This window comes from Kribbella sp. NPDC050241 (genome assembly GCF_044459685.1).
Taxonomy (GTDB): Bacteria; Actinomycetota; Actinomycetes; order Propionibacteriales; family Kribbellaceae; genus Kribbella.
Genome location: NZ_JBITJE010000001.1, coordinates 298373 through 320067, shown reverse-complemented (window position 1 = coordinate 320067; position 21695 = coordinate 298373). Strand labels below are relative to the sequence as shown.

Annotated in this window: 20 protein-coding genes; 7 read left to right on the top strand and 13 right to left on the bottom strand. The window is 68.4% G+C overall.

Annotated elements, in window-relative coordinates; all coding sequences use genetic code 11:
• Together ACIBG5_RS01415 and ACIBG5_RS01410 are read left to right on the top strand one after the other, a co-directional pair.
• Positions 1 to 1230, top strand: coding sequence for a sensor histidine kinase (locus tag ACIBG5_RS01415; protein WP_396389458.1), 1230 nt, complete (start codon positions 1 to 3; stop codon positions 1228 to 1230).
• Complete coding sequence (locus tag ACIBG5_RS01410) at positions 1223 to 1855, top strand: response regulator (RefSeq protein ID WP_396389457.1); 633 nt, start codon at positions 1223 to 1225, stop codon at positions 1853 to 1855. The genes ACIBG5_RS01415 and ACIBG5_RS01410 overlap by 8 nt, the downstream gene beginning before the upstream one ends.
• Before the next feature lie 121 nt (positions 1856 to 1976).
• Here the strand turns inward: ACIBG5_RS01410 and ACIBG5_RS01405 are convergent, their stop codons facing one another.
• Genes ACIBG5_RS01405 through ACIBG5_RS01390 form a run of 4 tightly spaced genes read right to left on the bottom strand, consistent with a single transcriptional unit; the run spans position 1977 to position 6404 of the window.
• Positions 1977 to 2858 (bottom strand): carbohydrate ABC transporter permease, encoded by an 882-nt coding sequence (locus tag ACIBG5_RS01405; protein WP_360454816.1) that lies wholly within the window; start codon positions 2856 to 2858, stop codon positions 1977 to 1979.
• On the bottom strand, positions 2855 to 3901 hold the full coding sequence (locus ACIBG5_RS01400; RefSeq protein ID WP_396389455.1) for a carbohydrate ABC transporter permease: 1047 nt from the start codon (positions 3899 to 3901) through the stop codon (positions 2855 to 2857). The genes ACIBG5_RS01405 and ACIBG5_RS01400 overlap by 4 nt, the downstream gene beginning before the upstream one ends.
• An 8-nt stretch (positions 3902 to 3909) precedes the next feature.
• Positions 3910 to 5169: a hypothetical protein gene (locus ACIBG5_RS01395; RefSeq protein ID WP_396389454.1), complete on the bottom strand. Its 1260-nt coding sequence runs from the start codon at positions 5167 to 5169 to the stop codon at positions 3910 to 3912.
• Positions 5166 to 6404 (bottom strand): hypothetical protein, encoded by a 1239-nt coding sequence (locus tag ACIBG5_RS01390; RefSeq protein WP_396389453.1) that lies wholly within the window; start codon positions 6402 to 6404, stop codon positions 5166 to 5168. Before ACIBG5_RS01390 ends, ACIBG5_RS01395 begins: the two co-directional genes overlap by 4 nt.
• 102 nt (positions 6405 to 6506) lie before the next feature.
• Here ACIBG5_RS01390 and ACIBG5_RS01385 point away from each other — a divergent pair, with 102 nt between their 5' ends.
• Both ACIBG5_RS01385 and ACIBG5_RS01380 read left to right on the top strand, forming a co-directional pair.
• Complete coding sequence (locus ACIBG5_RS01385; protein WP_396389451.1) at positions 6507 to 8225, top strand: glycoside hydrolase family 36 protein; 1719 nt, start codon at positions 6507 to 6509, stop codon at positions 8223 to 8225.
• 14 nt (positions 8226 to 8239) lie between these two features.
• On the top strand, positions 8240 to 9244 hold the full coding sequence (locus ACIBG5_RS01380; protein WP_396389450.1) for a LacI family DNA-binding transcriptional regulator: 1005 nt from the start codon (positions 8240 to 8242) through the stop codon (positions 9242 to 9244).
• Here the strand turns inward: ACIBG5_RS01380 and ACIBG5_RS01375 are convergent.
• The gene (locus ACIBG5_RS01375) at positions 9193 to 10419 is read right to left on the bottom strand and encodes an MFS transporter (RefSeq protein WP_396389449.1); all 1227 of its coding nucleotides are present in this window, start codon (positions 10417 to 10419) and stop codon (positions 9193 to 9195) included. The two genes, ACIBG5_RS01380 and ACIBG5_RS01375, sit on opposite strands and share 52 nt — an antisense overlap.
• Positions 10420 to 10486: 67 nt before the next feature.
• On the opposite strand from ACIBG5_RS01375, the gene ACIBG5_RS01370 reads away from it, so the two are divergent.
• The 3 genes from ACIBG5_RS01370 to ACIBG5_RS01360 all read left to right on the top strand — a co-directional run bounded on the left by ACIBG5_RS01370 (position 10487) and on the right by ACIBG5_RS01360 (position 13215).
• The gene (locus ACIBG5_RS01370; RefSeq protein WP_396389448.1) at positions 10487 to 11464 is read left to right on the top strand and encodes a DUF5937 family protein; all 978 of its coding nucleotides are present in this window, start codon (positions 10487 to 10489) and stop codon (positions 11462 to 11464) included.
• Positions 11465 to 11490: 26 nt separating this feature from the next.
• Positions 11491 to 12162 carry a hypothetical protein gene (locus tag ACIBG5_RS01365; protein ID WP_396389447.1) on the top strand — a complete coding sequence of 224 codons (672 nt, stop codon included), beginning with the start codon at positions 11491 to 11493 and terminating at the stop codon, positions 12160 to 12162.
• A gap of 72 nt (positions 12163 to 12234) precedes the next feature.
• On the top strand, positions 12235 to 13215 hold the full coding sequence (locus ACIBG5_RS01360; RefSeq protein WP_396389446.1) for an EamA family transporter: 981 nt from the start codon (positions 12235 to 12237) through the stop codon (positions 13213 to 13215).
• A gap of 108 nt (positions 13216 to 13323) precedes the next feature.
• Here ACIBG5_RS01360 and ACIBG5_RS01355 read toward each other — a convergent pair whose 3' ends face one another.
• The 8 genes from ACIBG5_RS01355 to ACIBG5_RS01320 form a co-directional block, all read right to left on the bottom strand.
• Positions 13324 to 14475 (bottom strand): alanine--tRNA ligase-related protein, encoded by a 1152-nt coding sequence (locus ACIBG5_RS01355; RefSeq protein ID WP_396389445.1) that lies wholly within the window; start codon positions 14473 to 14475, stop codon positions 13324 to 13326.
• 233 nt (positions 14476 to 14708) lie between these two features.
• Positions 14709 to 15827 carry a glycosyltransferase family 4 protein gene (locus ACIBG5_RS01350; RefSeq protein ID WP_396389444.1) on the bottom strand — a complete coding sequence of 373 codons (1119 nt, stop codon included), beginning with the start codon at positions 15825 to 15827 and terminating at the stop codon, positions 14709 to 14711.
• Complete coding sequence (locus ACIBG5_RS01345) at positions 15824 to 17068, bottom strand: M48 family metallopeptidase (RefSeq protein WP_396389443.1); 1245 nt, start codon at positions 17066 to 17068, stop codon at positions 15824 to 15826. The genes ACIBG5_RS01350 and ACIBG5_RS01345 overlap by 4 nt, the downstream gene beginning before the upstream one ends.
• The gene (locus ACIBG5_RS01340) at positions 17061 to 18518 is read right to left on the bottom strand and encodes a hypothetical protein (RefSeq protein WP_396389442.1); all 1458 of its coding nucleotides are present in this window, start codon (positions 18516 to 18518) and stop codon (positions 17061 to 17063) included. The genes ACIBG5_RS01345 and ACIBG5_RS01340 overlap by 8 nt, the downstream gene beginning before the upstream one ends.
• 98 nt (positions 18519 to 18616) lie before the next feature.
• The gene (locus ACIBG5_RS01335; RefSeq protein ID WP_396389441.1) at positions 18617 to 19669 is read right to left on the bottom strand and encodes an NlpC/P60 family protein; all 1053 of its coding nucleotides are present in this window, start codon (positions 19667 to 19669) and stop codon (positions 18617 to 18619) included.
• Positions 19670 to 19885: 216 nt separating this feature from the next.
• A complete protein-coding gene (locus ACIBG5_RS01330) occupies positions 19886 to 20143 on the bottom strand; it encodes a hypothetical protein (RefSeq protein ID WP_396389440.1) in 258 nt (85 codons plus the stop codon).
• Positions 20144 to 20225: 82 nt separating this feature from the next.
• Positions 20226 to 21533: an NYN domain-containing protein gene (locus ACIBG5_RS01325; RefSeq protein WP_396389439.1), complete on the bottom strand. Its 1308-nt coding sequence runs from the start codon at positions 21531 to 21533 to the stop codon at positions 20226 to 20228.
• Entirely contained in the window at positions 21526 to 21648 is a 123-nt protein-coding gene (locus ACIBG5_RS01320; RefSeq protein ID WP_360454767.1) for a hypothetical protein, read from the bottom strand. The genes ACIBG5_RS01325 and ACIBG5_RS01320 overlap by 8 nt, the downstream gene beginning before the upstream one ends.
• Positions 21649 to 21695 lie beyond the last annotated feature (47 nt).

Below are 21695 nucleotides of genomic sequence, written 5' to 3'. Positions count from 1 at the left end.
GTGACGACAGCGGAAGCGGACATCGATCGGCGGCAGCAGGTGTTCCGGCGGTGGCAGCCACTCGGTCTGCTCGTCCTCGGAGCCCTCCTGTCGGCCGCCACGGTCGAGCTCATCATGCCGACCGCGGCCCGGCAGACCACGGCCGCGGCTCTCGTCGTCGCGGCCGTGGCGCTCCAGCTCTGGTGGGGCGACCGCACCCGCCGCGGTCCGAGCCGGTTGTCGGTCACGTACTACGCGATCCGCTACGCGATCGGCTTCGCGCTCACCCTGATGAACCCCTTCTTCGCCTTCTACGCCGTGGCGGGGTACTTCGATGCCGAGGAACTGATTCCCGGACGACGCTGGAGACGAGTCGCGCTGTTCGCCTGCTCGATCCCGGTGGCGGGGGCGCAGACCAGTGGGATCCCTGTCGACGGCGGGATCAGGTGGATCGTCTTCGCGGTCCTCCTCGCGGGCAACAACGTGATGCTGACGCTCGTCATCCACTTCAGCGAGCAGGAAGAACAACGGTCCCGGGGCCGGGCGGCCACCATCGTCGAGCTCCAGCAGGCCCGCGACGAGAACGCCGCCCTGCAGGCTCAACTCCTCGTCCAGGCAAGGGAAGCGGGTATCGCCGACGAACGCCGGCGGCTGGCGGCGGAGATCCACGACACGATCGCCCAGGGCCTGACCGGCATCATCGCCCAGCTCCAGGCTGTCGCGACCACGTCCGACCACGCGGCCGCGCGGGAGCACGTGGTCCGCGCGACCGAGCTGGCCCGGCACAGCCTGGGCGAAGCCCGCCGCTCGGTCCACAACCTCGCGCCCGCGGGTCTGTCGTACAACGGACTTCCCGAGGCGCTGCACAAGACAGTCGGCCAGTGGGCAGACCGGACCGGCGTACGCACGGAGTTCACGCTCACGGGTACTGCGCCGCACCTGCACGGGGAAGTCTCGGCCACTCTCCTGCGCATCACTCAGGAAGCCTTGGCGAACGTGTCCAAGCACGCGGCCGCGACCCGGGTCGGGGTCACCCTCAGCTTCATGGACGACGAGGTCACGTTGGACATCCGCGACGACGGCAAGGGGTTCGAACCGCTGGCATTGCCCGCCCGCAGCAGCACCGGCGGCTTCGGTCTGGAGGGCATGCGCGCCCGGGCCGCGCGGATTGCCGGCTCGCTCACCGTCGAGGCCGAGCCGGGCTCCGGTACGGCGGTGTCGGCTCGCGTACCGTTGGTGCTCCATGAGTGAGATCTCGCTGCTTCTCGTCGACGACCATCCGGTCGTCCGCAACGGCCTGCGCGGCATGTTCGAGTCGGTGCCCGGCTTCACCGTGCTCGCAGAGGCGTCCAACGGCGTCGAGGCGGTCGCGCTGGCCGCCGACCTCGACCCCGACGTGATCCTGATGGACCTGCGCATGCCAGGAGGCGGCGGGCTCGATGCCATCAGGGAACTGACCCGCAGCGGCGCCCGCGCGAAGGTCCTGGTCCTCACCACCTGGGACACCGATACCGACACGGTGCCCGCGATCGAGGCAGGCGCGACGGGCTACCTGCTCAAGGACGCCCCACGGGACGAGCTGTTCACGGCCGTGCGCGAAGCGGCGGCCGGACGGACGGTCCTCTCCCCTGCCGTCGCCTCCCGTCTGGTCTCGGCCGTCCGCACCCCGGCGCCGAGTCCGCTGGCTCCCCGCGAGCGCCAGGTCCTCGCACTCGTTGCCATGGGCACCTCGAACCGCGAGATAGCCCGCGAGCTGTTCATCAGCGAGGCCACGGTCAAGACGCATCTCAGCCACCTCTTCACCAAGCTCGGCGTCAACGACCGCGCAGCGGCAGTGGCGAAGGGCTACGAACAAGGCATCCTGGGCCGCGACTGATCAGGCCTCACAACACCAACAGCTTGCGCGCCATTGGTTCCTCCTGTTTCGGGGCGGAGCCTCACAGTTCGAGGCAGAAGGGCTTGCCAGGTTGGGGGAAGCGGGCAGGTCTGTCCATCAGTCAGCGGCCGCCCGTGAACGTGATTCCGTTGGTGATGTGCTTCTGCGCGACGAAAAACAGCACCAGACAAGGCATTGTGATCAGCACCGACGTTGCCATCAGCAACGGAGTGTCCGTGCCGTTGACGGACTGGAAGCCGGCCAGCGCGAGCGGGAGCGTCTTCCACTTGTCGGAGTTGATGTAGATGGCCGGGCCGAGGAAGTTGTTCCAGTAGCCCATGAACAGCAGGATCGAGACCGCCACGACAGCCGGGCGGGCCAGCGGCAGATAGACCAGCCAGAACGTCTTGAACCACCCGCAGCCGTCCACCACCGCGGCGTCGGCGAGCTCGGACGGCATTCGGGCGAAGAACTGCCGGAACAGGAAGATGTAGAACGGCGACCCGAAGAACGCCGGCAGGATCAGCGGATAGAGCGTGTCGATCATGCCGAGGTTGTTGAAGAGCATGAACTGCGGCACCATCGTCACCTCCCCCGGCAGCAGCATCGTCGCCAGGACGACGGCGAACACGACGCCCGAGAACCGCACCCGCAACCGCGCGAACGCGAAGCCCGCGAGCGAACACGAGAAGACCGTGCCGATGATCGGGATCAGCGTGGTCAGCACCGAGTTGAGGGCGTACCGCCAGAACGGGAACGACGTGATCGCCCGCGTGTAGTTGTCCCAGAGGAACTCGTGCGGCCACACGCTCGCACCGGAACTTCCCACCCCGGCCAGCGATCGCAGCGACGTCGCGAGCATCCACAGGAACGGGTACACGAACACCAGTGACCCAAGGGCCAGGACGACGTACAGGACGACGGTGAGCGAGATGTTGCGCCGCCAGAACGGGCGGTCGGTGCGGAACGCCACCGCCGGCCGTGACTCCGCCAGGACAGTCATCGCCTTCTCCTCTTCCGGCCGCCGGACTGCTCGGACTCGTAGTACACGGCGAACGCGCTCCCCCGGGCCGTGACCGCGGTCAGCGCCAGGATGATGACGAACAGGATCCAGGCCAGCGCGGACGCGTAACCCATCCGGAAGTTCTGGAACGCGTTGTCGTACAGGTAGTAGACGAAGAACAGCAGCGAGTCCTTCGGGCCGCCGTTCGCGATGAAGCCCTGGGTGAAGATCTGCAGCGCGCCGATGATCCCGGTCAGCGCGTTGAACAGGATGATCGGCGACATCTGCGGCAGCGTCACGTGCCAGAACAGCCGCGCCGGACCGGCGCCGTCCAGCGCCGCCGCCTCGTAGAGGTTCGACGGCACGTCCTTCAGCCCGGCCAGGTAGATCACCATCGCGCCGCCGACCGTCCACAGGCTCATCAGGATCACTGTCGGCAACGCCCAGGACGCATCGTTGAACCATCCGGGCCCGGTGATCCCGAACTTCCCCAGTACGTCGTTCGCCAGGCCGTACTGCGGGTTGAACACCCACAGGAACAGCACCATCTGCGCCACTCCGGACACCAGACTGGGCAGGTACCAGACGGTCCGGAAGAACCGCATCCCGGGCAGCTCCGCGTTCAGCAGCATCGCCACCAGAAACGCCAGCGCCGTCTGCAGTGGCACGCTGATCAATCCGTACAGCAGCGTCACCTTCAGTGCCTGCCCGACCCGCGGATCCTGGAGCGCCTCGCTGTAGTTGGCCAGACCGACGAACTTCGGCGGCGTGATCAGGTCCCACGAGGTCAGGCTGACGTAGATCGAGGACGCCATCGGGCCGACCGTGAAGATGGCGAAGCCGATCAGCCACGGCGAGACGAACAGCCAGAACGCGATCGTCTTGTCGGCCCGCGGCCACTTCCGCTTCGCCCCGTACGCCGCCAGCCCGATGACGGCGTACAGGGCGATCAGCAGGAGCAGGAACGGGACCAGCGGCACGAGTACTGCGGGGACGCCCAGGGACGCCGCGAGTTCGCGGATCCAGCCGATGGTCGGGTTCATGGACTACCTCACTGCTGCTTCAGCGCGTCGGTGCACTTGGCGGCGAGCTGCGGGAGCACCTTGGCGACGTCGTCCTTGCCGCTGCCGAGCGGGGTGTAGCTGGTCATCCCCTTGTCCGCGTCGCCGGAGATCTGCGCCTCGCGAGCGACCGAGACGCCGACCAGGCCGTTCTTCAGCGCGGTGGTGAACGCGGCCAGGTTGCGGTCGGCCGGCAGCACCTTCTCCAGCGTCGGCGTCGAGGCGGCGATGATCGGTACGCCGAGGGCCGTGTTGCCCTGGATCAGTTGGTCCTGGGCGACCTGCTGGGTGCTGGCGAACTCGACGAACTTCTTCGCCGTCTCGAGTTGCTTGCCGGTCGCCTTCTTGCTGATCGCGAGCCCGTCGACCTCCATCGGGAATCCCTTGCCGGGGACCGGGACCAGCGTCCACGCGGGCTTGCTGATCTTGGCGAAGTCCGCGACCGTCCACGGCCCGAAGTCGCTGAAGGTGGCCAGCCGGCCGGCTGCGAACCACTGCGCCTGGTCCTGCCCCTCGATGTCCAGCGAGGTCGGCGCGTACCGCTCCTTCTGCATGTCGACGACGTACTGCGCGGTCTTCACGCCGGTGTCATCACCGAAGGTGCACTGGCTCGCGTCGGCGTTGTAGTAGCCGCCGCCGGCCGCGGTCAGCCAGCCGCGGTACCAGAGATTGCTCGACCCGAAGACGCGAGCCTTGCCGTCACCGTGCGAGAGCTTGGCCGCGATCGCCTTGAACTCGTCCAGCGTCAGCGGAGTCGTTGTGCTGGGCAACGGTACGCCGGCGGCCTTGAACGCGTCGACGTTGATCGCCATCACCTTGGGCTTGGCCGCGAACGGCATCGCGTAGTACTTGCCCTGGAACTGCAGCGCCGAGGAGATGTTCGGCTGCACGTACTTGCCCGGGTCGACCTGCTGCTCGGCGAAGCTGGGCGCGAACCCGGCCAGGCTGGTGTTGCTGATCTCCATCACGGTCGACTGGGTGCCGCCGGCGATCGAGGTCTGGATCTTCTGCTCGTAGTCGGACTGGATCCAGTTCGTGGTCACCTTCGTGCCCTGGTTGGCCTGCTCGAACTTGGCCGCGATCGCCTTCAGCGACGCGGCTTCGGAGTTCGTGCCCCAGAACGAGAACGTGATGTCGGCGGAGCCGCCGTCGTCCTTGGAGTTGTTGGCGGCGGGCTGGCTGCCGGTGGCGCACCCTGCGGCCAGCAGGAGTGCCGTCGCAACGGGCAGCAAACGATAGGGAAGCTTCATGAGGGGTCCTTCGTCGGTGTGCTGACCCGGGCGGTCCGACCGGGCTCGATCGTGCGGGGACCGGTGCGGCCGACCGTCACCGTGAGCGGCCCCGGTCCGCTGTGCACAGTGACTTCGGTCGTACGCCGGCCTTCTTGGTGAATGCGGAGATCCCAGTCGCCGACCCGGACGTGATCGGCGGTCAGCCAGTCGATCTCGGCCGGCAGGTGGGACTCGATCGTCAGGGCCGCGTTCGGCGCGTCCGGGCGCAGCCCGAGCAGTCCGGCGACCAGGTGTTCGATGACGGTGAAGGAGATCTCCGGATAGTCGTCCCGGCTGTCGATCAGGTGCTTCGTCCAGCGCCAGGCCGACTCGTCGCGACCGTTCCGGAACAGCAGCTCGGGCAGGTAGCTGAACGACTCGATGTTCAGCGGAGGGTGGGTCTCCATTTGGGCTTCCACATAGTCCAGGAGCCGCTCGTTGCGTTCGCCGGTCCCACTCAGCCCGAACAGTGGGACCAGATTGTGCGACTCCAGTCCCCAGCCGTAGTCGAACCCGTCCTTGGTCCGCCCACGCGCGAACTGTTCCCCGTTCCACCAGTCGTCGAGGAACGTCGCCTGGATCCGGTCGGCCTCGGCATGGTGCCCGAGTTTGCGAAGTACGGCGTACTGGAGGGCCAGGCCGTCGCCCGCGACGATGAGCGGCGCCTCCCGCTCGTTGTAGGTGGCGGTGCCGAGGAAGATGTCGCCGGTCCCGCCCGCCTCGGGGATGCCGTCGCCGTCGCTGTCGTGTGCCGCGACGAATTCGCCGATGCTGTGCCGGTAGTACGCCGCCAGGTCGGGATCGTCGAGCCATCGGCGGTCGCCGGTCCAGTCGTACTGTTCCAGCGCCCGGTAGGTCAGATCGAACACCGCGGGGATCTCCCGGACGAAGTGCTCGTCGTGGTGGTAGTCGAGTGCGGCGATGCGCCCGTCGAAGTGGAACGCCCAGATCGGGAACCACTTCCGGGCCGGTGTCGCCGAGGCGGCGAACTGCCGGAACATCGCGAAGTTCTCCGCGTCCAGGCCGAGCAGGTGCGCGCCGGCCGCCTGGTGGCAGACGTCGCGCGAGTAGAACATCGGCCGGGACGGATAACCGGCCCAGTACGACGGCAGATTGCCCGGCGCGGCGTCGGTCTGGACCCAGTCCAGGGCCCGCGTCCGGGCCCAGGCGAAGGCGTCCTCGACGTAGCTGTTGCCGGAGGTCAGAGCCAGCACGGCCACTCCTCGGAACATCGGATATTAGCGCTAAAACTAGAGAGGTGGACCAATTCCGTCAATACCTTCTGAGGTCTTGGTTTTACCGCTATAGTCCACGGCGTGACGACTTTCGAGATCCGCTCCCCCGGCGGCCTGTGCCAGACCGGCACAGCGAGCGGCGCGGCGTCGATGACCGAGCTGCCGACGACCGAGCCGGGCGTACTGCGGTACGAGGTGGTGGCCGCCGGTCCGGTCACCCTGCGCTTCGCCTGGCCGGCCGAGTCGGCGGTGTCACTGTGGCGGGCGACGCAATCGTCGCGGCGAGAGCTGCCGACCGACTGGGGCTCTCGTCGTGAGATCCGGTCGGTCCGCTCCGCGCCGGTCGGCACCCTGGTCGACGCGCAGGACCGGAACCTGTTGACCGTGTCGCTGTCGTCGCACGTCCGCGGCTGCGACTTCGCCATCGGGGTTCATGAGGAGACCGCCGAGCAACTGGTCGAGTTGATCGTCGACGACGTCGAAGGCCAGAGCTTCGTCCTGCGGATCGACGTCCGCGACCTGCACTTCGCCGAGGCGCTCGACGGTGTCACCGCCGACTGGACCGCCGAGCTCGGCGACCGGATCGTGCCGGTGCCTGAGCTGGCCCGGCAGCCGATGTACTCGACCTGGTACAGCGACCATCAGCACGTGTCCGCCGAGTCGGTCGAGCGTCACGCCCGCGACGGGGCGGCGTACGGCTGTGCGGCAGTGATTGTCGACGACGGCTGGCAGACGGACGACACCGCGCGCGGCTACGCGTACTGCGGTGACTGGGAGCCGACCAGCCGGACATTCCCCGACATGTCCGAGCATGTACGACGCGTGCACGATCTCGGACTGAGCTACGTGCTCTGGCTCGCGCCGCCGTTGATCGGTGTGCACTCCAAGGCGTGGGACCGCTTGAAGGACCGCACCCTCGGGTTTGCCGACGGACAGGTCACCGCGGTGCTGGACCCGCGCTACACCGAGGTGCGCGAGCACCTGGTCGAGTGCTGCATCCGGCCGGTGCGCGACTGGGGAGTCGACGGCCTCAAGCTCGACTTCATCGACTCGTGGGCCTGGGACAATCCTCCCCCGGCGCCTGACGGCGACTGCACGTCCGTCGACGAGGGCGTCGAGCTGTTCCTGCAGGCGGTCACCACTGAGCTGAAGCGGTTGCGGCCGGACGTGCTGATCGAGTTCCGGCAGGACTACGTGAACCCACGGCTGTGGCAGTTCGGCACGTTCCTGCGGGCCGGCGACTGCGCGATGGACCCGGTGGAGAACCGGGTTCGCACCATCGACAGCCGACTGCTGGCCGGCGGTCGCGCGGTCCACTCGGACATGCTGATGTGGCATCCAGACGCGTCGGCGGAGACCGTGGCCCAGCAGTTCATCGGCGCGATGTTCAGTACGCCGCAGGTGTCGATGGAGCTCGACGCATTGTCCGCCGAGCACGAGCGGGTCGTGCGGTACTGGCTCGGGTTCCTCCGCGATCACGCCGACGTACTGCTGGACGGCGTACTGGTTCCGTCGCGGCCGGACGCGCGGTATCCGCAGGTGCGGGCTGTCGGCTCGACGACTGTGGTGGCCGCTTTCACCAATCCTGTGGTGCGATTGGCCGACTCGGATCTGTCGGTGGTGCTGGTGAACGGCGGCAGCTCGGGCCGGCTCATCGTCGAGGGTGCCGGGCCTGGACCGGTCGACCTCGTAGTGTCGGACTGCTCGGGCACGGAGGTGTATCGCAGTACGACGACACCGCCGGAGCTGTGGGCGATCGACGTACCAGTGGCTGGGGTGGCCAGGATCGTGCGGAACTGACTGAGGGGGCTGGATTGGCGGAGCAGGGGAAACCACGCCGGACGACGGTCGCGGACGTGGCCCGGTTGGCCGGGGTGTCGGCGATGACGGTGTCGAACGTGCTGAACGCACCGCACCGGGTGAGCGAGCCGACGGTCCAGACCGTCCGCGCCGCGATCGAGGAGCTCGGGTACATGCCGAACCACGCGGCCCGGGCGCTGTCGTCCGGCCGCAGTCAGGTGATCGGGCTGCCGCTGTACCTCGAGGACGACACGTTCAGCGAGCAGAACCCGGGCCTGGGTGGCTTCCTGCACGGTCTGCTCGGCGGTCTGGTGAAGGCTGCAGCGATCTCCGGGTACGGCGTTCACGTCACCACGCCGACCGAGGGCGCGACCGAGATCGCCCTCTACGAGAGGCTGATCGCGGCCCGGCAGGTCGATGCGATCGTCGTACTCGAGACGATGCCGAAGGACGAACGGATCGAGTTCCTCAGCCAGCGGCGGTTCCCGTTCGTGGCGTTCGGGCGGACCGGGCCGCAGCATCGGCAGTGCTGGGTCGACGTGGACAACGAGACCTCGATGGTGGGGATCGCGCAGCATCTGCGGTCGACCGGCCGTGAGCGGGCCGTGTACCTCGCGACAGACAGTGCGCTGCCGTGGGTGCATCAGCGGCAGGCCGGGTTCCTGCGGGAGTTCCCGTCCGCCGTCGTACGGTCGTTCGGTTCGCTGGAGGCAGTCGCGGCGTACGTCGCCGAGGCCGATCGGCCGGATGTGTTCGTGGCGGACAACGATGCTTATGCCGTGGTCGCGATGCGCGCGTTGCAGCGGGGCGGGATCACGGTCGGCGAGGATGTCGCGGTCACCGGGTTCAACGACTTTCCGTTCGCGAGCATGCTCGACACTCCGCTGACGACGGCACGGATTCCGTTGCGTGACATCGCGCGTTGCCTGTTCGAGCGTGCGCTGCGGGAGATCAGTGGCGACACCGATCAGCCGGGACGACTCGTCACCGCGCCCTTGGTGGTGCGGTCGAGCGCCTGACGGGCGATCAGCAGGGTGGCCGCCGTACCGAGGACTCCGGCGGCGGCGATGGTGAGGTTCGGTGCGAGGAAGGTGCCGACGACGCCGGCCAGTGCGATGCTGACGCCCTGGATCGCCATCAGGCCGCTGGTCTGGACGGTGAACAGGCGGCCGCGGTACGACGGGTCGACCGCCTGCAGGATCAGCGGGTCGATCCCCTGGTTGAAGGCGTACCCGGCGCCGGCGATCGCCAGCAGGACGGCCGCGATCGGGACGTTCGGCGTGGCCACGAAGGCGACCGCGGGGATCTGACTGGCAAGAAGCAAGGGGACGACGAGCCGTCGCCGCGTGGAAGGGGTAAACCGCGCGACGACGAGCTCGCCGAGTACTGTGCCGGCCGCGTAGCCGGTGAAGAGGGCGCCGGCCTTCGCGGCCACTGAACCCGCCTGGGCGGCGTAGGCGACCGCGAGTCCGTCCGGGACCGAGGAGAAGGCCGGCGCGACCCAGGTCAGCATGATCAGGCGGCGGAGCCGGGCGTTGGCGAACAGGTAACGCAGACCCGTCCAGGAGTCGGCGATCGTGGTGCTCGTACGGCTGCCCGCCGGGGTGTACGGCGTACCGAGGCCGATGAGCAGCGCGGACGCGAGGAAGGTCGCCGAGTCGAGCGCGAGCAGCCAGGTGGAGCCGATCGCGGCGACCGCTATCGCACCCAGCGCGAACCCCGTCAGCACGGTCACCTGGCTGATTGCCCGATGCAACGAGCGTCCGATCGGGAAGAGGTCCTGCGGCAGCAACTGCGCCAGGCTCGCCGCCCGCGCCCCGGCGAAGACCGGCGCGATGATCCCGCTCACCAGCAACAACCCGAGCAACGCCGCGACCGGCATACCCGGAATCACCATCACCCCGATGCACACCGCGCTCAACACGTCGCAAACTACCAACACCCGTCGCGCCGGGAACCGGTCCGCCACCGACGAGAGCAGCATTCCACCCAGCGCATAAGGCAGGAACGAACACACCAGCACCAGCGCCGACAGCAGCGCCGAGCCAGTCCGCTCGAACACCACGATCGACAGGGCGACCTGAGCCGCGACCGTCCCCACCATCGACACTGCGTGCGCGAGGAACACGCTCCGCATGCCAGGAACCTGGAGGACAGATCGATAGCCGTAGGTCGCCGGGGTACTCACACTCACGCCGCGAGCGTGCACGACGGGGAACGGCCGGGCGTAGAGTTTTGGGTGTGGCCGAAAGTTCTGTGCGATGACGGTGTTGCGGTTCACGCAGAAGGACGCGCTGCGGTGCCGGTTCGGGGCCTCGCAACTGTGGGAGACGATGTCCGCGGTGCGGGTGCTGCACGGGTTGAAGCACCGGCAGTTGTACCTGCCGTGGGTCGCGGCGAAACGGCAGGCCGCGGCTCAGCTGGACCTGCGCGGATTGAAGGCACTGCAGCCTCGCGTCGGGTTCACGCCTGACTTCCTGACACCGCCACCGAAGGCGTCCCGAGCGAAGTTCGCGACCGAGATCGCCCGCGTCCGCAGTACGCCGCTCGATCGGGTCCGGGCCGAGTTGACCCGGTCCCGCGACGAACTGAACAACCCCGCCGCACCGGAGATCAACCGGATGCTCGAGGACCCGGCCGGAGCGCGGGAACGGCTCGCGGACGAGATCGAGACCGCGTGGACCACGCTGATCCGGCCCGACTGGCCGCTGATCAGCCGCGTCCTCGAGGACGACATCGCCTATCGCGGCCGGCAACTCACCGACGGCGGACTGGCCGGATTGTTCGACGATCTGCACCCCACGCTCACCTGGGAGGACGACCGTCTCATCGCGGCCCGCTACCGCGATCAGGATCGAGAGCTCGCCGGCCAGGGACTCCTCCTCGTTCCAGGCGTCTTCCAGTGGCCGTACCTCGTGATGGTCGTCGACCCGACGTACCAACCGACAGTCGTCTACCCAGCCCGCGGAGCCGCCCGGCTCTGGTCCGACGCGCCCGCTCCCCCCGACCCACTCGCCCGTCTGCTCGGTCGCACGCGCGCCACCCTCCTCGTCGCCTTGGACCCGCCGTCTACGACCAGTGCGCTCGCCGCGGAGTACGGACTGGCACTGGCCACAGTCGCCGAACATCTGGCCGCGCTCCACGACGCCGGTCTGGCGTCACGGCGTCGTACAGGTCATCAGGTGCACTACCGACGTACCGAAGTAGGACAGGCGGTCGTCGACGCCTCCGTCGGTTGAGGGCGGTCCCGGGTCAGAATGCTGGAGTGAACAAGGATCCGAAGACTGCGGAACCCGGCATGCGTCACATCCGGCGCTGGCCGGCTTCGCTGGCGGTGATCGCGGCACTGGTCCTGCAACTGCTCGTGCCGACCGAGATCAGCACCCTGCCGCGCTGGCTGATGCCCGCCATCGGCGGAGCCCTCCTGATCCCGCTGGTCTGGGCGAACCCGTTCCACCTGACCCGCGACGAGCCGTGGCTGCGCTGGGTCGAGATCGTGCTGCTCGCGGTGCTCGTGCTGGTGAACGCCTTCTATCTGACCGGACTGATCTTCTTCCTCGGCTCCGGTGAGGGGGACAACGGCAGGGTGCTGGTCAAGGCGGCGCTCCTGATCTGGGTGACGAACGTCGTCGCCTTCGCCGTCTGGTACTGGGAGATCGATCGCGGCGGGCCGTTCGCCCGGGCGCCCGAGCACGAGCGTGAGGCGGAGCGGGCGGACCTGCTGTTCCCGCAGATGACGGTCGACCTGCCGGGCTGGGATCGCTGGCTACCCGGATTCACCGACTACCTGTTCGTCGCGTTCACCGCCGCGACCGCGTTCAGCCCGACCGACACGATGCCGCTGACCGCCCGGGTGAAGACCCTGATGACGATCCAGTCGGCGATCGCACTGCTCACCGTCGGGATCGTCGCGGCGCGCGCGATCAACGTGCTCTGACCACCAGGGCGCGTCTCTGTGGCCGAGAATCGCGCTCGACAGCCATGTAATGGGCATGAGACTGTTATGCCCATGTACAGCACGAAGTCGGTGGGGTTGGGGTTCGCGGTCTTCTCCGCGGTCACTTTCGGTGGGTCGGGGCCGTTCGCGAAGGCCCTGATCGGTGCCGGCTTCTCACCGGAACAGGCAGCCTGGTTACGGATCCTCGGCGCCGCCGCCCTCCTCGTACCGCTCGCGCTGGCGTTCCGCGGCTCCGCGGGTCTGCGCGCCGCCCGCGCGTCCTGGAAGCCCCTCGTCCTCTACGGCCTGACCGGGATCGCCGGCTGCCAGACGCTGTTCTTCATCGCGGCCAGCCGGCTGCCGGTGGGAGTCGCGCTGATGCTGGAGTTCTCCGGGCCGGTGCTCGTGGTCGCGTGGCTCAAGTTCGGACAGAAGGTCGCCGTACCGCGGACCGCCGCTGTCGGGGTCGGCATCGCGCTGGTCGGCCTGGCCACGGTGGTGGAGATCTGGTCCGGCGTACAGATCGACGCGGTCGGCCTGATCGCGGGTCTCGCCGCGGCCGCGTGCCAGGCGACGTACTTCATCCTGATCGAGAAGCTGACCGGTGCCGCGGATCCGCTGGTGATGACCGCGGCCGGCAGTGTGGTCGGAGCGGTGGTGCTGACCGCGATCGCGTCACCGTGGGGCATCCCGTGGCACACGCTGGCCGACACGATCGCGATCGGCCACCGGCACGCGCCGGGCTGGGTCCTGGCCGGCTGGCTGATCGTCGTCAGCACCGTCGTCGCCTACCTGGCCGGCGCGGCCGCGGTGCAGCGACTCTCGGCGGCCATCGGCGGCGCGGTCGCGTACGTCGAGGTGCTTGCCGCCAGCATCTTCGCCTGGATCCTGCTCAACGAGACACTGCGCACCAACCAGATCATCGGCGGCGTGATCGTGCTGGCCGGCGCCTTCGTGGCCCAGTCGTCGGTCGGAAAGGTCGTACCTCCGGAGATCCCGGATTCGGATATCACTCCGGATCCCCATCACCCGGAGGTCCTGGATCCGGTCTGACCGTTCCGAAGAACGGGTAGTAGTTCGCCGAGCCGCCGCAGAGCCCGCTCGGCGAGGTGCGGAGGGAGCCGAATCCGGCGACCACTACCCGTTCGTCGGTACACCTCGTCACCGCAACGAGTCGACCAGTTCCCGCGGCAGACCGTGGGTTTCGTGCAGGTACTCGTAGTCGGTGTCGTCGAGCGACTTGTGAAAACGCTCGTGGCTGAGCACCTTCCGGCCGCGGTCGAGCAGGTTGCTGAACCGGATCTCCTCGTCGATCAGGATCCGCCGCACCAGCGTGACGGTCTCGCCCTGGTGGAAGTGGTTCAGCGTGTGCTCGAACAACTCCAGCGGCAGGTCGGACAGCGTCCGCGACTCGTCGTCGCGCCACAGGATCGTGAGCACCCGGCGGATCAGCCGGCGCAGCACGTAGCCGCGGCCGGTGTTCGACGGGTGCACGCCGTCGCCGACGATCACCATGCTGGAGCGCAGGTGGTCGATGACGATCCGCCGGGACTGCTCGTCGAGCCGCCACAGTGTCGGCACGATCCGCATCCACGGCTCGAACAGCGAGGTCTCGTAGACCGAGTCCTTGCCCTCGAGCAGCATCGTGAGCCGCTCGAGGCCGAGCCCGGTGTCGATGTTCTGCTGCTTCAGTCCTTCGAGCGATCCGTCGTCGAGGCGGCGATAGCGCATCATCACGTGATTCCACACCTCGACCCAGCGCTTGTCGGTGCTCGGCGTACCCTCCGGGCTGCCCTCGCCGGTCCAGACGAACATCTCCGAGTCGGGCCCGCACGGACCGGTCGGGCCGTTCGACCACCAGTTGTCCTCGGTGGTCAGCTCGATCGGCACGCCGAGCTCCTGCCAGGTCTGCAGTGATTCCTGGTCGAGCGGGACCTGGTCGTCACCGCCGAACACGGTCACGTACAGCCGGCCCGGGTCGATCTTGAAGCCCTCGGTCAGCAGCTCGTAGCCCCAGCGCAGGGTCTGGCTGCTGCCGTAGTCCCCGAGCGACCACGAGCCGAGCATCTCGAACACGGTGAGGTGGGTCGGGTCCCCCACCTCGTCGAGGTCGGTGGTGCGCAGGCATCGCTGCACACCGGTGAGTCTGCGCCCCAGTGGATGGGGTTCCCCTTCCAGATAAGGCGTCAACGGATGCATCCCGGAGGTCGTGAACAGCACGGGATCACCCAGCCGCGGGATGAGCGTGGACCCCGTGGTCGGAACGTGGTCCCGGTCGAGGAAGAAGTCGATGAAGGTACTGGTGATGGTCATGATGGTGGTTCCTTGTCTGTACTGACCGGAACCAGACCACCGGGCTACGGAAACAACAACACCGGCGAACCGTTTCCGGTCGCCGGTGGAAGTTTCAGGATGTCAGGCCGCGGCAGCCGGAGAGCATTGAGCTCGTACGGCTGCGGCAAGTCGGGACATCTGATGCATATCCGCAGAGTACACGAACCGACCACAGGTTCGTCCACCACGTTCTGGTCACACGTCGTTTCTGATCACATGTCCAGGAGCTCCCGCAGTACGGCGCCACTGCGGTCCCACGACCACTCGCGTCGTATCCAGTCCCGGCCCGCCGCGCCCATGGCCCGGGCGTGTGCGGGATCGGAGAGAAGCTCGGCGATGCGTACGCCGACCGGGACGGGGTTGTACGGGTCGACGAGGTAGCCGGTCTCGCCGTGGCGGACGGTGTCGCCGGCGCCACCGGAGTCCCCGACCACGACCGGCTTCCCGGTGGCGGACGCCTCGAGCGTGACGATCCCGAGCGCCTCCGGCTCGAACCCGAGCCGGCGGGTCCGGCATGGCATCGCGAACACGTCCGCGGCATCGACGTACGGCGGGATGTCTGCCCACGGAACCGGGCCGGTGAACACCACCGACGACCGGACACCGACCGCCGACGCAAGCCCTTCGAGCCGCTCGCGGTCGGGACCGCCGCCGACGAGGAGGAGCACCGCCGACGGTACCGCGGCCAGGACGCGCGGCCAGGCCCGGATCAGAGTGTCCTGACCCTTGCGTGGAATCAGCCGCGACACGCACGCAACGAGCGGGACGCCCTCGAGCCCGAGTCCTTTGCGGACCTGCTCTCCCCCGCAGTCCGGGAAGAATCGCTCGGTGTCGACCCCGGGCGTCAACCGCCGCATCCGTCGTACCGCGGCCGGCGACAGCGCCGGGGCGATCTGATCCGCGCACCACGACGAGACGGTCGTCACCGTGTCCGCGGCGTCGCCGATCCGCCGCAACGCCTGCCGCGTTCCGGGTACGCCGGCCCACCACGTCTCGTGCCCGTGGGTCATCGCCACGATCCGCCGTGCGCCGGCCCGTCGGAGCGCCGGGCCCATCAAGCCGAGTGGAGCGGCCGCGCCGAACAGCACCCGGTCGGCGTCGTACTCGCGCATCAGGCGTACGGCGTACTTCGTGACCCGGGCCGTCGGCAACAACATCGTGGTCCGGTCTCGCACGACCGGGAACGGGAGTCCGGCGTCGTACGCCGCGTCGCCGGGTGAGCGGGAGGTGTAGACGACGACCTCGTCGAGCTGATCGCACAATGACCGGACGAACGTCTCGATCCCGCCTTGCCGTGGCGGGAAGTCGTTGGTGACGACGAGCACGGTCATCGGTCGACCAGCGGCGGTACGGTCTCGCCGTGTGCGGTCGCCCAGGCCCGCCCCATCGCGATCCGCTCCGGCGCGGTCGGGTGGGTGGCGAACATCCAGTACCGCCAGCGGCTCGGGTCCAGACCGGAGATGTTCGTGACCGCCAGGTCGTGCTGCATCGCGACGAAGTCCTGCGGGTCGTGCGTCAACTCGAGCGAGTGATAGTCCGCGCGGGCCTCGATCTTGCGGCTGACCAGGTTCTGCACCGGGGAGGCGAGCGTCGTACCGGCGACGATCAGGGCCAGCAGCATCGCAGTACGGCGCGGGTCTGCCATCCGGGCCCCGAGCAACAACTTGAGCAGCGTCACGGCGAAGGCGGCGCCGAGGACACCGATCAACGTGCCGTGCAGTACGTCGTCCTCCGCGGCGTGCCCGAGTTCGTGCGCGACCACCAGCCGGATCTGCGCCGTCGGAGTGTCCTTCAGGAGCGTGTCGTCGACGACCAGCCGGCGGGTCGATCCGAAGCCGGAAACGTAGGCATTCAAGGCGGTTGTGCGCTTCGAGGCGTCCGCGACCAGCACGTCCTTGACCGGTACGCCGTCATCCGCGGCCAGCTTCATGAGGTCGTCGCGCAGCGCGCCGGCCGGCATCGAGGTGAATGAGTTGAACCGCGGCTCCACCAGCACCGGGTAGGCGAACGAGACCCCGAGCACCAGCACCGCCGCCGCGATTGCCGCAGGCAACCACCAACCCTGTCGCCAGCGCTTTGCCAGTCCGATCAGGCCGAGGGCGACGACCGCCAGCGCGAACGACATCAGCAGCCAGTTGACTGCGCGGTCGCGGGTCCACAGGCCCCAGTCCTGCACCGAGAGACCGTACTTCCGGGAGACCCGCTCGGCCATCACGTCGGTCGGGACGGTGATCAGGCTGGTGAGCAGCCCGAGCCCCGCGACCAGCAGCGGTACGACGATCCACCAGCGGCGAAGGCGGATCGCGTCGTACAGGCGGCGGCCGAGCGGGCTGAAGCCGATCACCAGCGGGACCAGGATCGAGAGCACCCAGGAGGTCGTTGACCACGGCAACAGTTCGTGCCGGAACGCGTTCTGGCGGGCGATCTCGGCCGGGGTGAAGTCCAGTGCCGTCTCGGGCTTGGGCAGGTCGATCAGATGCCAGGGCGTCGTGATGACGATCGCCAGGACCAGGGCGACGGCGAGGATCAGGGCGGACGCACGGGGTACCCACCGTGCGGCCGACTCAGGCACCGGCGAGCCTCTTGAGGTACTTCTGCCACTCGACGACGAACTCGGCCTCGGTCATGTCCAGGACCGACTTGAACGCGTCCGCCAGACCCGTCGAACTCTTCGACGCGTGCACCGCGCGGTAGAACTTCACCAGCTTGCTCTGCCCCTCGCGCTCGGCGATCAGCCGGCACGCGAGCCAGGCCGACTCATACGCCTGAGGAAGGTCCTTCGACGACGCCGCGAACGACTGCGTGGTGGGCAGCGTGGCCGGTACATCGCCCGCCCGGATCGCCTTGAACAACTCCTTGGCAGCCGACTCGTCCTGGACAGGGACGGCGGTGAAGGCGACGTAGTCCGCGAACCCTTCGGCCAGCCAGAGTGGCACCGGTGACGCGGTGGCGGTCGACGCGACGTGCGTGGTCTCGTGGGTCAGCACGATCCGCCGGCCCTGCTTGCCGAGCTCCTCGAACAGCTTCGGGTTCGCCACGATCCGCACCGGCGCACCGACCTGGGGCGTGTCCACCTCTGCCATCGTGACTGCCGCGATCTGGGTATAGGTGTTCGGCGCGGCGCCGAGGACGGCCTCCATCTGGGCCTGCTTGGCGGGCAGGTAGACGATCACCTTCTGCCGCCAGTTGCTCTTGCCCCAGACCTTGCTGACCGACTCGACCGCACGATCCGCGACCGCGACGTAGGCCCTCGCATCCGACTCCGAACCCAGGCTGATGACCAGGCTGTGGTCGCTCTTGGCCACGTCGATCGGACCGAGCGTCCAGATCGGCCGCCGCTGCCCGGCCACGAACCGCTCCGAGAACGAGGCCGCGTACGTCGTCCCGTCGCGGGAGACGAAGGTGACCGGGAGCATCTCGCGGGCCGGCTTGGTGTCGTAGCCGGCGAGCTGCCAGGAAACCTCGACCTGGCCCAGCCAGGACTCGGAACCGCCGAGCTCGGACTGCCGGTCCGGGGTCAGCGCGCCGGTGTCGTCGCTCACGTAGCGCAGCGTGAACGCGCCGATCGGGAGGTTGGTCAGGTTGGCGAAGATCGTCCGGGCGGTGGCCCGGAACTCGGCCGCCCGCGGGTCGATGGTGGCCAGGAACTCGGTGCGGTTGTCGTTCTCGACCGCGTCGGCCATCTTCTGCAGCACCGCTTCGCCGGCGACGGCTCGTCGTACCCCTTCGGCCGCCTCGTCGGGCGTGGTGGAGGTCTGCGGTGGTTGGGCGACGGGCGAGTTCGGATCGGCCGGAGCGTCGGCGATCTGCCGGAGTCCGGCGTACCCGGCGCCTGCGACCAGGCAGATGGCGAGGCCTAGCGCCACCTTCTTCACGATCGGCCCGACGGTCGGTGGCAGCTTGCGCATGAACGGCTGCGGTCCGTCATCGTCCGGGGGAACCACCGGGAGAGGCACCGTGTCGCCCTGCTCGTCGATCACCTCGGCCCCTCGCTGCTCACCTGCCCCAGTCAGGCGGGACACTACGTGCCTCCTCCGACAGTAGAGCACTTGGACGATCGTGAAACGACTCGGCTCCGGGGGAAGTGCCCCGGAGCCGAAGAGTATGTCAAGGGTGCAGGTCAGCCCGGACGGACCGCGGTGTTGTACGGCATCAGGTCGATCGGGTCGGTCTTCACCGGCTTGCCCGGGCGGCTCGCGTGCACGATCCGGCCGTCGCCGATGTACATCGCGACGTGGCTGATCGGCGAGTAGTAGAAGACCAGGTCGCCCGGCATCAGCTGGCTCTTGCTGACCCGGCGGCCCTCGCTCGCCTGCGCCTTCGAGGAGTGCGACAGCGAGACGCCGGCCTTGCCCCAGGCGTACATCATCAGGCCGGAGCAGTCGAAGGAGTCGGGCCCGTCGGCGCCCCACACGTAGGAGTCGCCGAGCTGGGCCATCGCCGCCTGGACCGCCGTCCCGGCGCGGCCGCTGACCGGCACCGGAAGACTGTTGTCCATCCGGTCCTCGTCACGGCTCGGGCGCTCGTCCCGGGCGTCCTCGGCTTCCTTCTCGTTCTCCGCCTGGATCTTCGCCCGCTCCTCGTCGCTGAGCTTGTCGAGGACCTTCTCGGCGGCGTCCAGGTTGGTCTGGATCTGCTTCTTCAGCGTGTCCTGCTGGGTCTGCACGGCCTTCAGCGAGGCCAGCTCGGACTGCTCGCTGGCCTGCAGGTCGCCGAGCTTGCCCTGGGCCAGCTGGAACCGGCGGAGGGCCGAGTTCTGCTGGCCGGCGAAAGCCTGCGCGGTGGAGGCCTGGCTGAGGAACTGGTCGGGGTTCGTCGACAGCAGCAACTGGGCCGTCGTCGTCATCCCGGACGTCTGGTACCCGGCGACCGCCAGGGAGCCGATCTGTCGCTTCACCGCGTCCACCTGGGCCTGCTGCTTCGCGATCCCGGCCTGCAGCGCCTTCACCCGGACGGCCGAGGCGCTGATCTGCCCGCGCAGATCGTTGGCCGACTCACCGGCCTCCTCCGCCTTGTGCTGCAGCGTGGCGACCTGCTTCTTGGCCTGGTCCAGGGTGGGCTTCGGATCCGCGTCCGCTCCCGTCTGGATGAAGATCACGCCCGCAGCGACAGCCGTGCTGGTGATGGCGGCGAGGGCGATTCCCTTGGTGCGGTTGATGCGTCCGATGGACACAGCCCGGTCGGTCCCTTCCTCTGCTCGACGCCGTCCCCGTCGACCACGCCGGCTGCGGGTGTTCACCCACGTCCGCCGACGGGTCACTCCCTCGGCATTGCCGCTGCCCGGCCGGCCTGATCAGCCGGCACCCTGAGGCAACGAGACGTAACAGTAGTGACCGTTTCGTGACCAGTGCAATTCGCCCCTCGGGTTTGATCCAAAATTAACGAAGAATCATCCCGACCCAACGGCCGTTTCACCTTCTCCGTCAGGGGTCTGGGCAGCAGCGTCCGGCTCGATGCTGCTGACGGCGTGCACGAGGCGTAACGGTGGCACGAGCCCGGACTCGGCCAGCGCGTCGAGGGCGGCCCGCTCGTCGTCGTCGATCCGCAGGGTGCCGGACCGTTCGGCCGAGAAGCCGAGCACCACCGTGACCACGCAGTCCTGGCAGCCCGGGCCCTTCATCACACAAGCGTCGCAGTCGATCAGCACAACGTCCTCCAAAGTGGGGAAGCACCCGGACTTGCATCCGGCTGAGAAGGACGCTAGAGAGCCCCGCCGACAGTTTTGTGTGTCAGGCGCGGGCGATGCGCGAAATGAGACTGGTGGCGGAGAGTGAGCGGGCACCGAGCTTGATGATGCTTTCGGCAACTTCGCGATCGGTCGAGACGACAACGATCGGGCGTCCCGGCGGTTCGGCCCGGACCAGTTGCCGGATCACCTCATCCGCGATCACTCCGGCCGGGCTGAACCGCACTCGCACACCTCGCGGTGGGTTCAACTGGACCGGTCCGGACAGCTCGGCCCCGTCGAACACCACCGTCACTTCGATCCGGCGCTGCGCCACCAGCGCACCCAACGCCGTCACCAGCCGCTGACGCTGCGAATGCAGCGGTGAATTCGGCCATGCGGTCTTCGTCACGTTGTAGCCGTCGATGATCAGATGCACCTGCGGCAACGCCAGTAGTTCGTCGAACAAGGCCGGATCGTCGTCCGGAGCCGTCCGCCCCATCGGAGCGGCCTCAGGCTCCGTCCCCGCGACCGTGTCGGCCGGTCTGAGGTCTCCCCCGGGTGGTAGCGCCAGTTCACGCCGCAGCCCACTCGCTGCCTCCAGCACCGTGTCCAGGAGCAGTCTGGTCCGTGTCGACGCCATTTCCCGCTCCTGTCCCGCTGTACGACGGGCCGCGTAGTCGACCGCTTCCAGTTCGGTGATGCGGGCGCGGAGCTTGCGCAGCTCACGCTCCACTTCGGCGCGTGCGGCGTCGACGCGTTCGTCGGCCGTCTCGGCTTCCGTGGTTCGCAGTTCGAGATCGCTCTGCAGGCCGCTGATCCGCTGCCGTGCCTCGTTCAGCTTGCGCCGGAGCGTGACGTTCTCGGCCTTGAGCTCGTTGACCTGTTCGCGGAGCCGTTCGCGGACCTGCCGCGTCTCGGTCCGGGCGTGGTCGAGCTGGTCGGACAGTCTGGTGACGGCTTCCTCGTCGGCGCGCGGCGACTCGACCGGGACCTGCGCGGCAGCGGTGATGTGCTGCTCCCAGTCGTCAGGACGCAGCAGGTACGCCAGCGCCGCGACCTCGACCGGGTCCGCGGCCGGCACCGGCACACCGTCTGCCACCGCATCGCCCAGCTCCGGGTGCTCCCGGCGTACCTGGAAGGCCGCGAGCCGGCGGAAGTGGTCGTCGGTCTCCAGGATCGGGCCGAGCACGGACGCCGACAGCTTCGCCCGTTTGGCCGGCGCGAAACTCGCGAACCGGCGCAGCGGCGCCGGGATGTCGGACGCGGGCAGCTGGCCGAGAGCGTGCGCGGCGAGGGCAAGGACCCGTTGCCGGACCGGTTCGGGCAAGGAGGTAGCGGCGGAGCTCGCGGCGGTCCCTGTCTCAGTCACCGGTCCGCAGTCCGGCCCGGACGATGGCCCGGCGGCACGAAGACCGCGGCCAGTGATGCAGACCACAACGGCCCGGCGCCTCGGCCGGTTTCGCGGTGATCGCCTGTGTACGCATACAGAGAGCGTAGTCGACTCTGTCGCGTGTCACCTGCGGAATTGTCG

What these genes read in the sequence shown, in the direction of transcription:
- ACIBG5_RS01410 (WP_396389457.1), top strand. Translation starts at nt 1,223, where the DNA reads ATGAGTGAGATCTCGCTGCTTCTCGTCGACGACCATCCGGTCGTCCGC.
- ACIBG5_RS01405 (WP_360454816.1), bottom strand. Translation starts at nt 2,858, where the DNA reads ATGACTGTCCTGGCGGAGTCACGGCCGGCGGTGGCGTTCCGCACCGAC.
- ACIBG5_RS01400 (WP_396389455.1), bottom strand. Translation starts at nt 3,901, where the DNA reads ATGAACCCGACCATCGGCTGGATCCGCGAACTCGCGGCGTCCCTGGGC.
- ACIBG5_RS01395 (WP_396389454.1), bottom strand. Translation starts at nt 5,169, where the DNA reads ATGAAGCTTCCCTATCGTTTGCTGCCCGTTGCGACGGCACTCCTGCTG.
- ACIBG5_RS01370 (WP_396389448.1), top strand. Translation starts at nt 10,487, where the DNA reads ATGACGGTGTTGCGGTTCACGCAGAAGGACGCGCTGCGGTGCCGGTTC.
- ACIBG5_RS01360 (WP_396389446.1), top strand. Translation starts at nt 12,235, where the DNA reads ATGTACAGCACGAAGTCGGTGGGGTTGGGGTTCGCGGTCTTCTCCGCG.
- ACIBG5_RS01355 (WP_396389445.1), bottom strand. Translation starts at nt 14,475, where the DNA reads ATGACCATCACCAGTACCTTCATCGACTTCTTCCTCGACCGGGACCAC.
- ACIBG5_RS01350 (WP_396389444.1), bottom strand. Translation starts at nt 15,827, where the DNA reads ATGACCGTGCTCGTCGTCACCAACGACTTCCCGCCACGGCAAGGCGGG.
- ACIBG5_RS01320 (WP_360454767.1), bottom strand. Translation starts at nt 21,648, where the DNA reads ATGCGTACACAGGCGATCACCGCGAAACCGGCCGAGGCGCCGGGCCGT.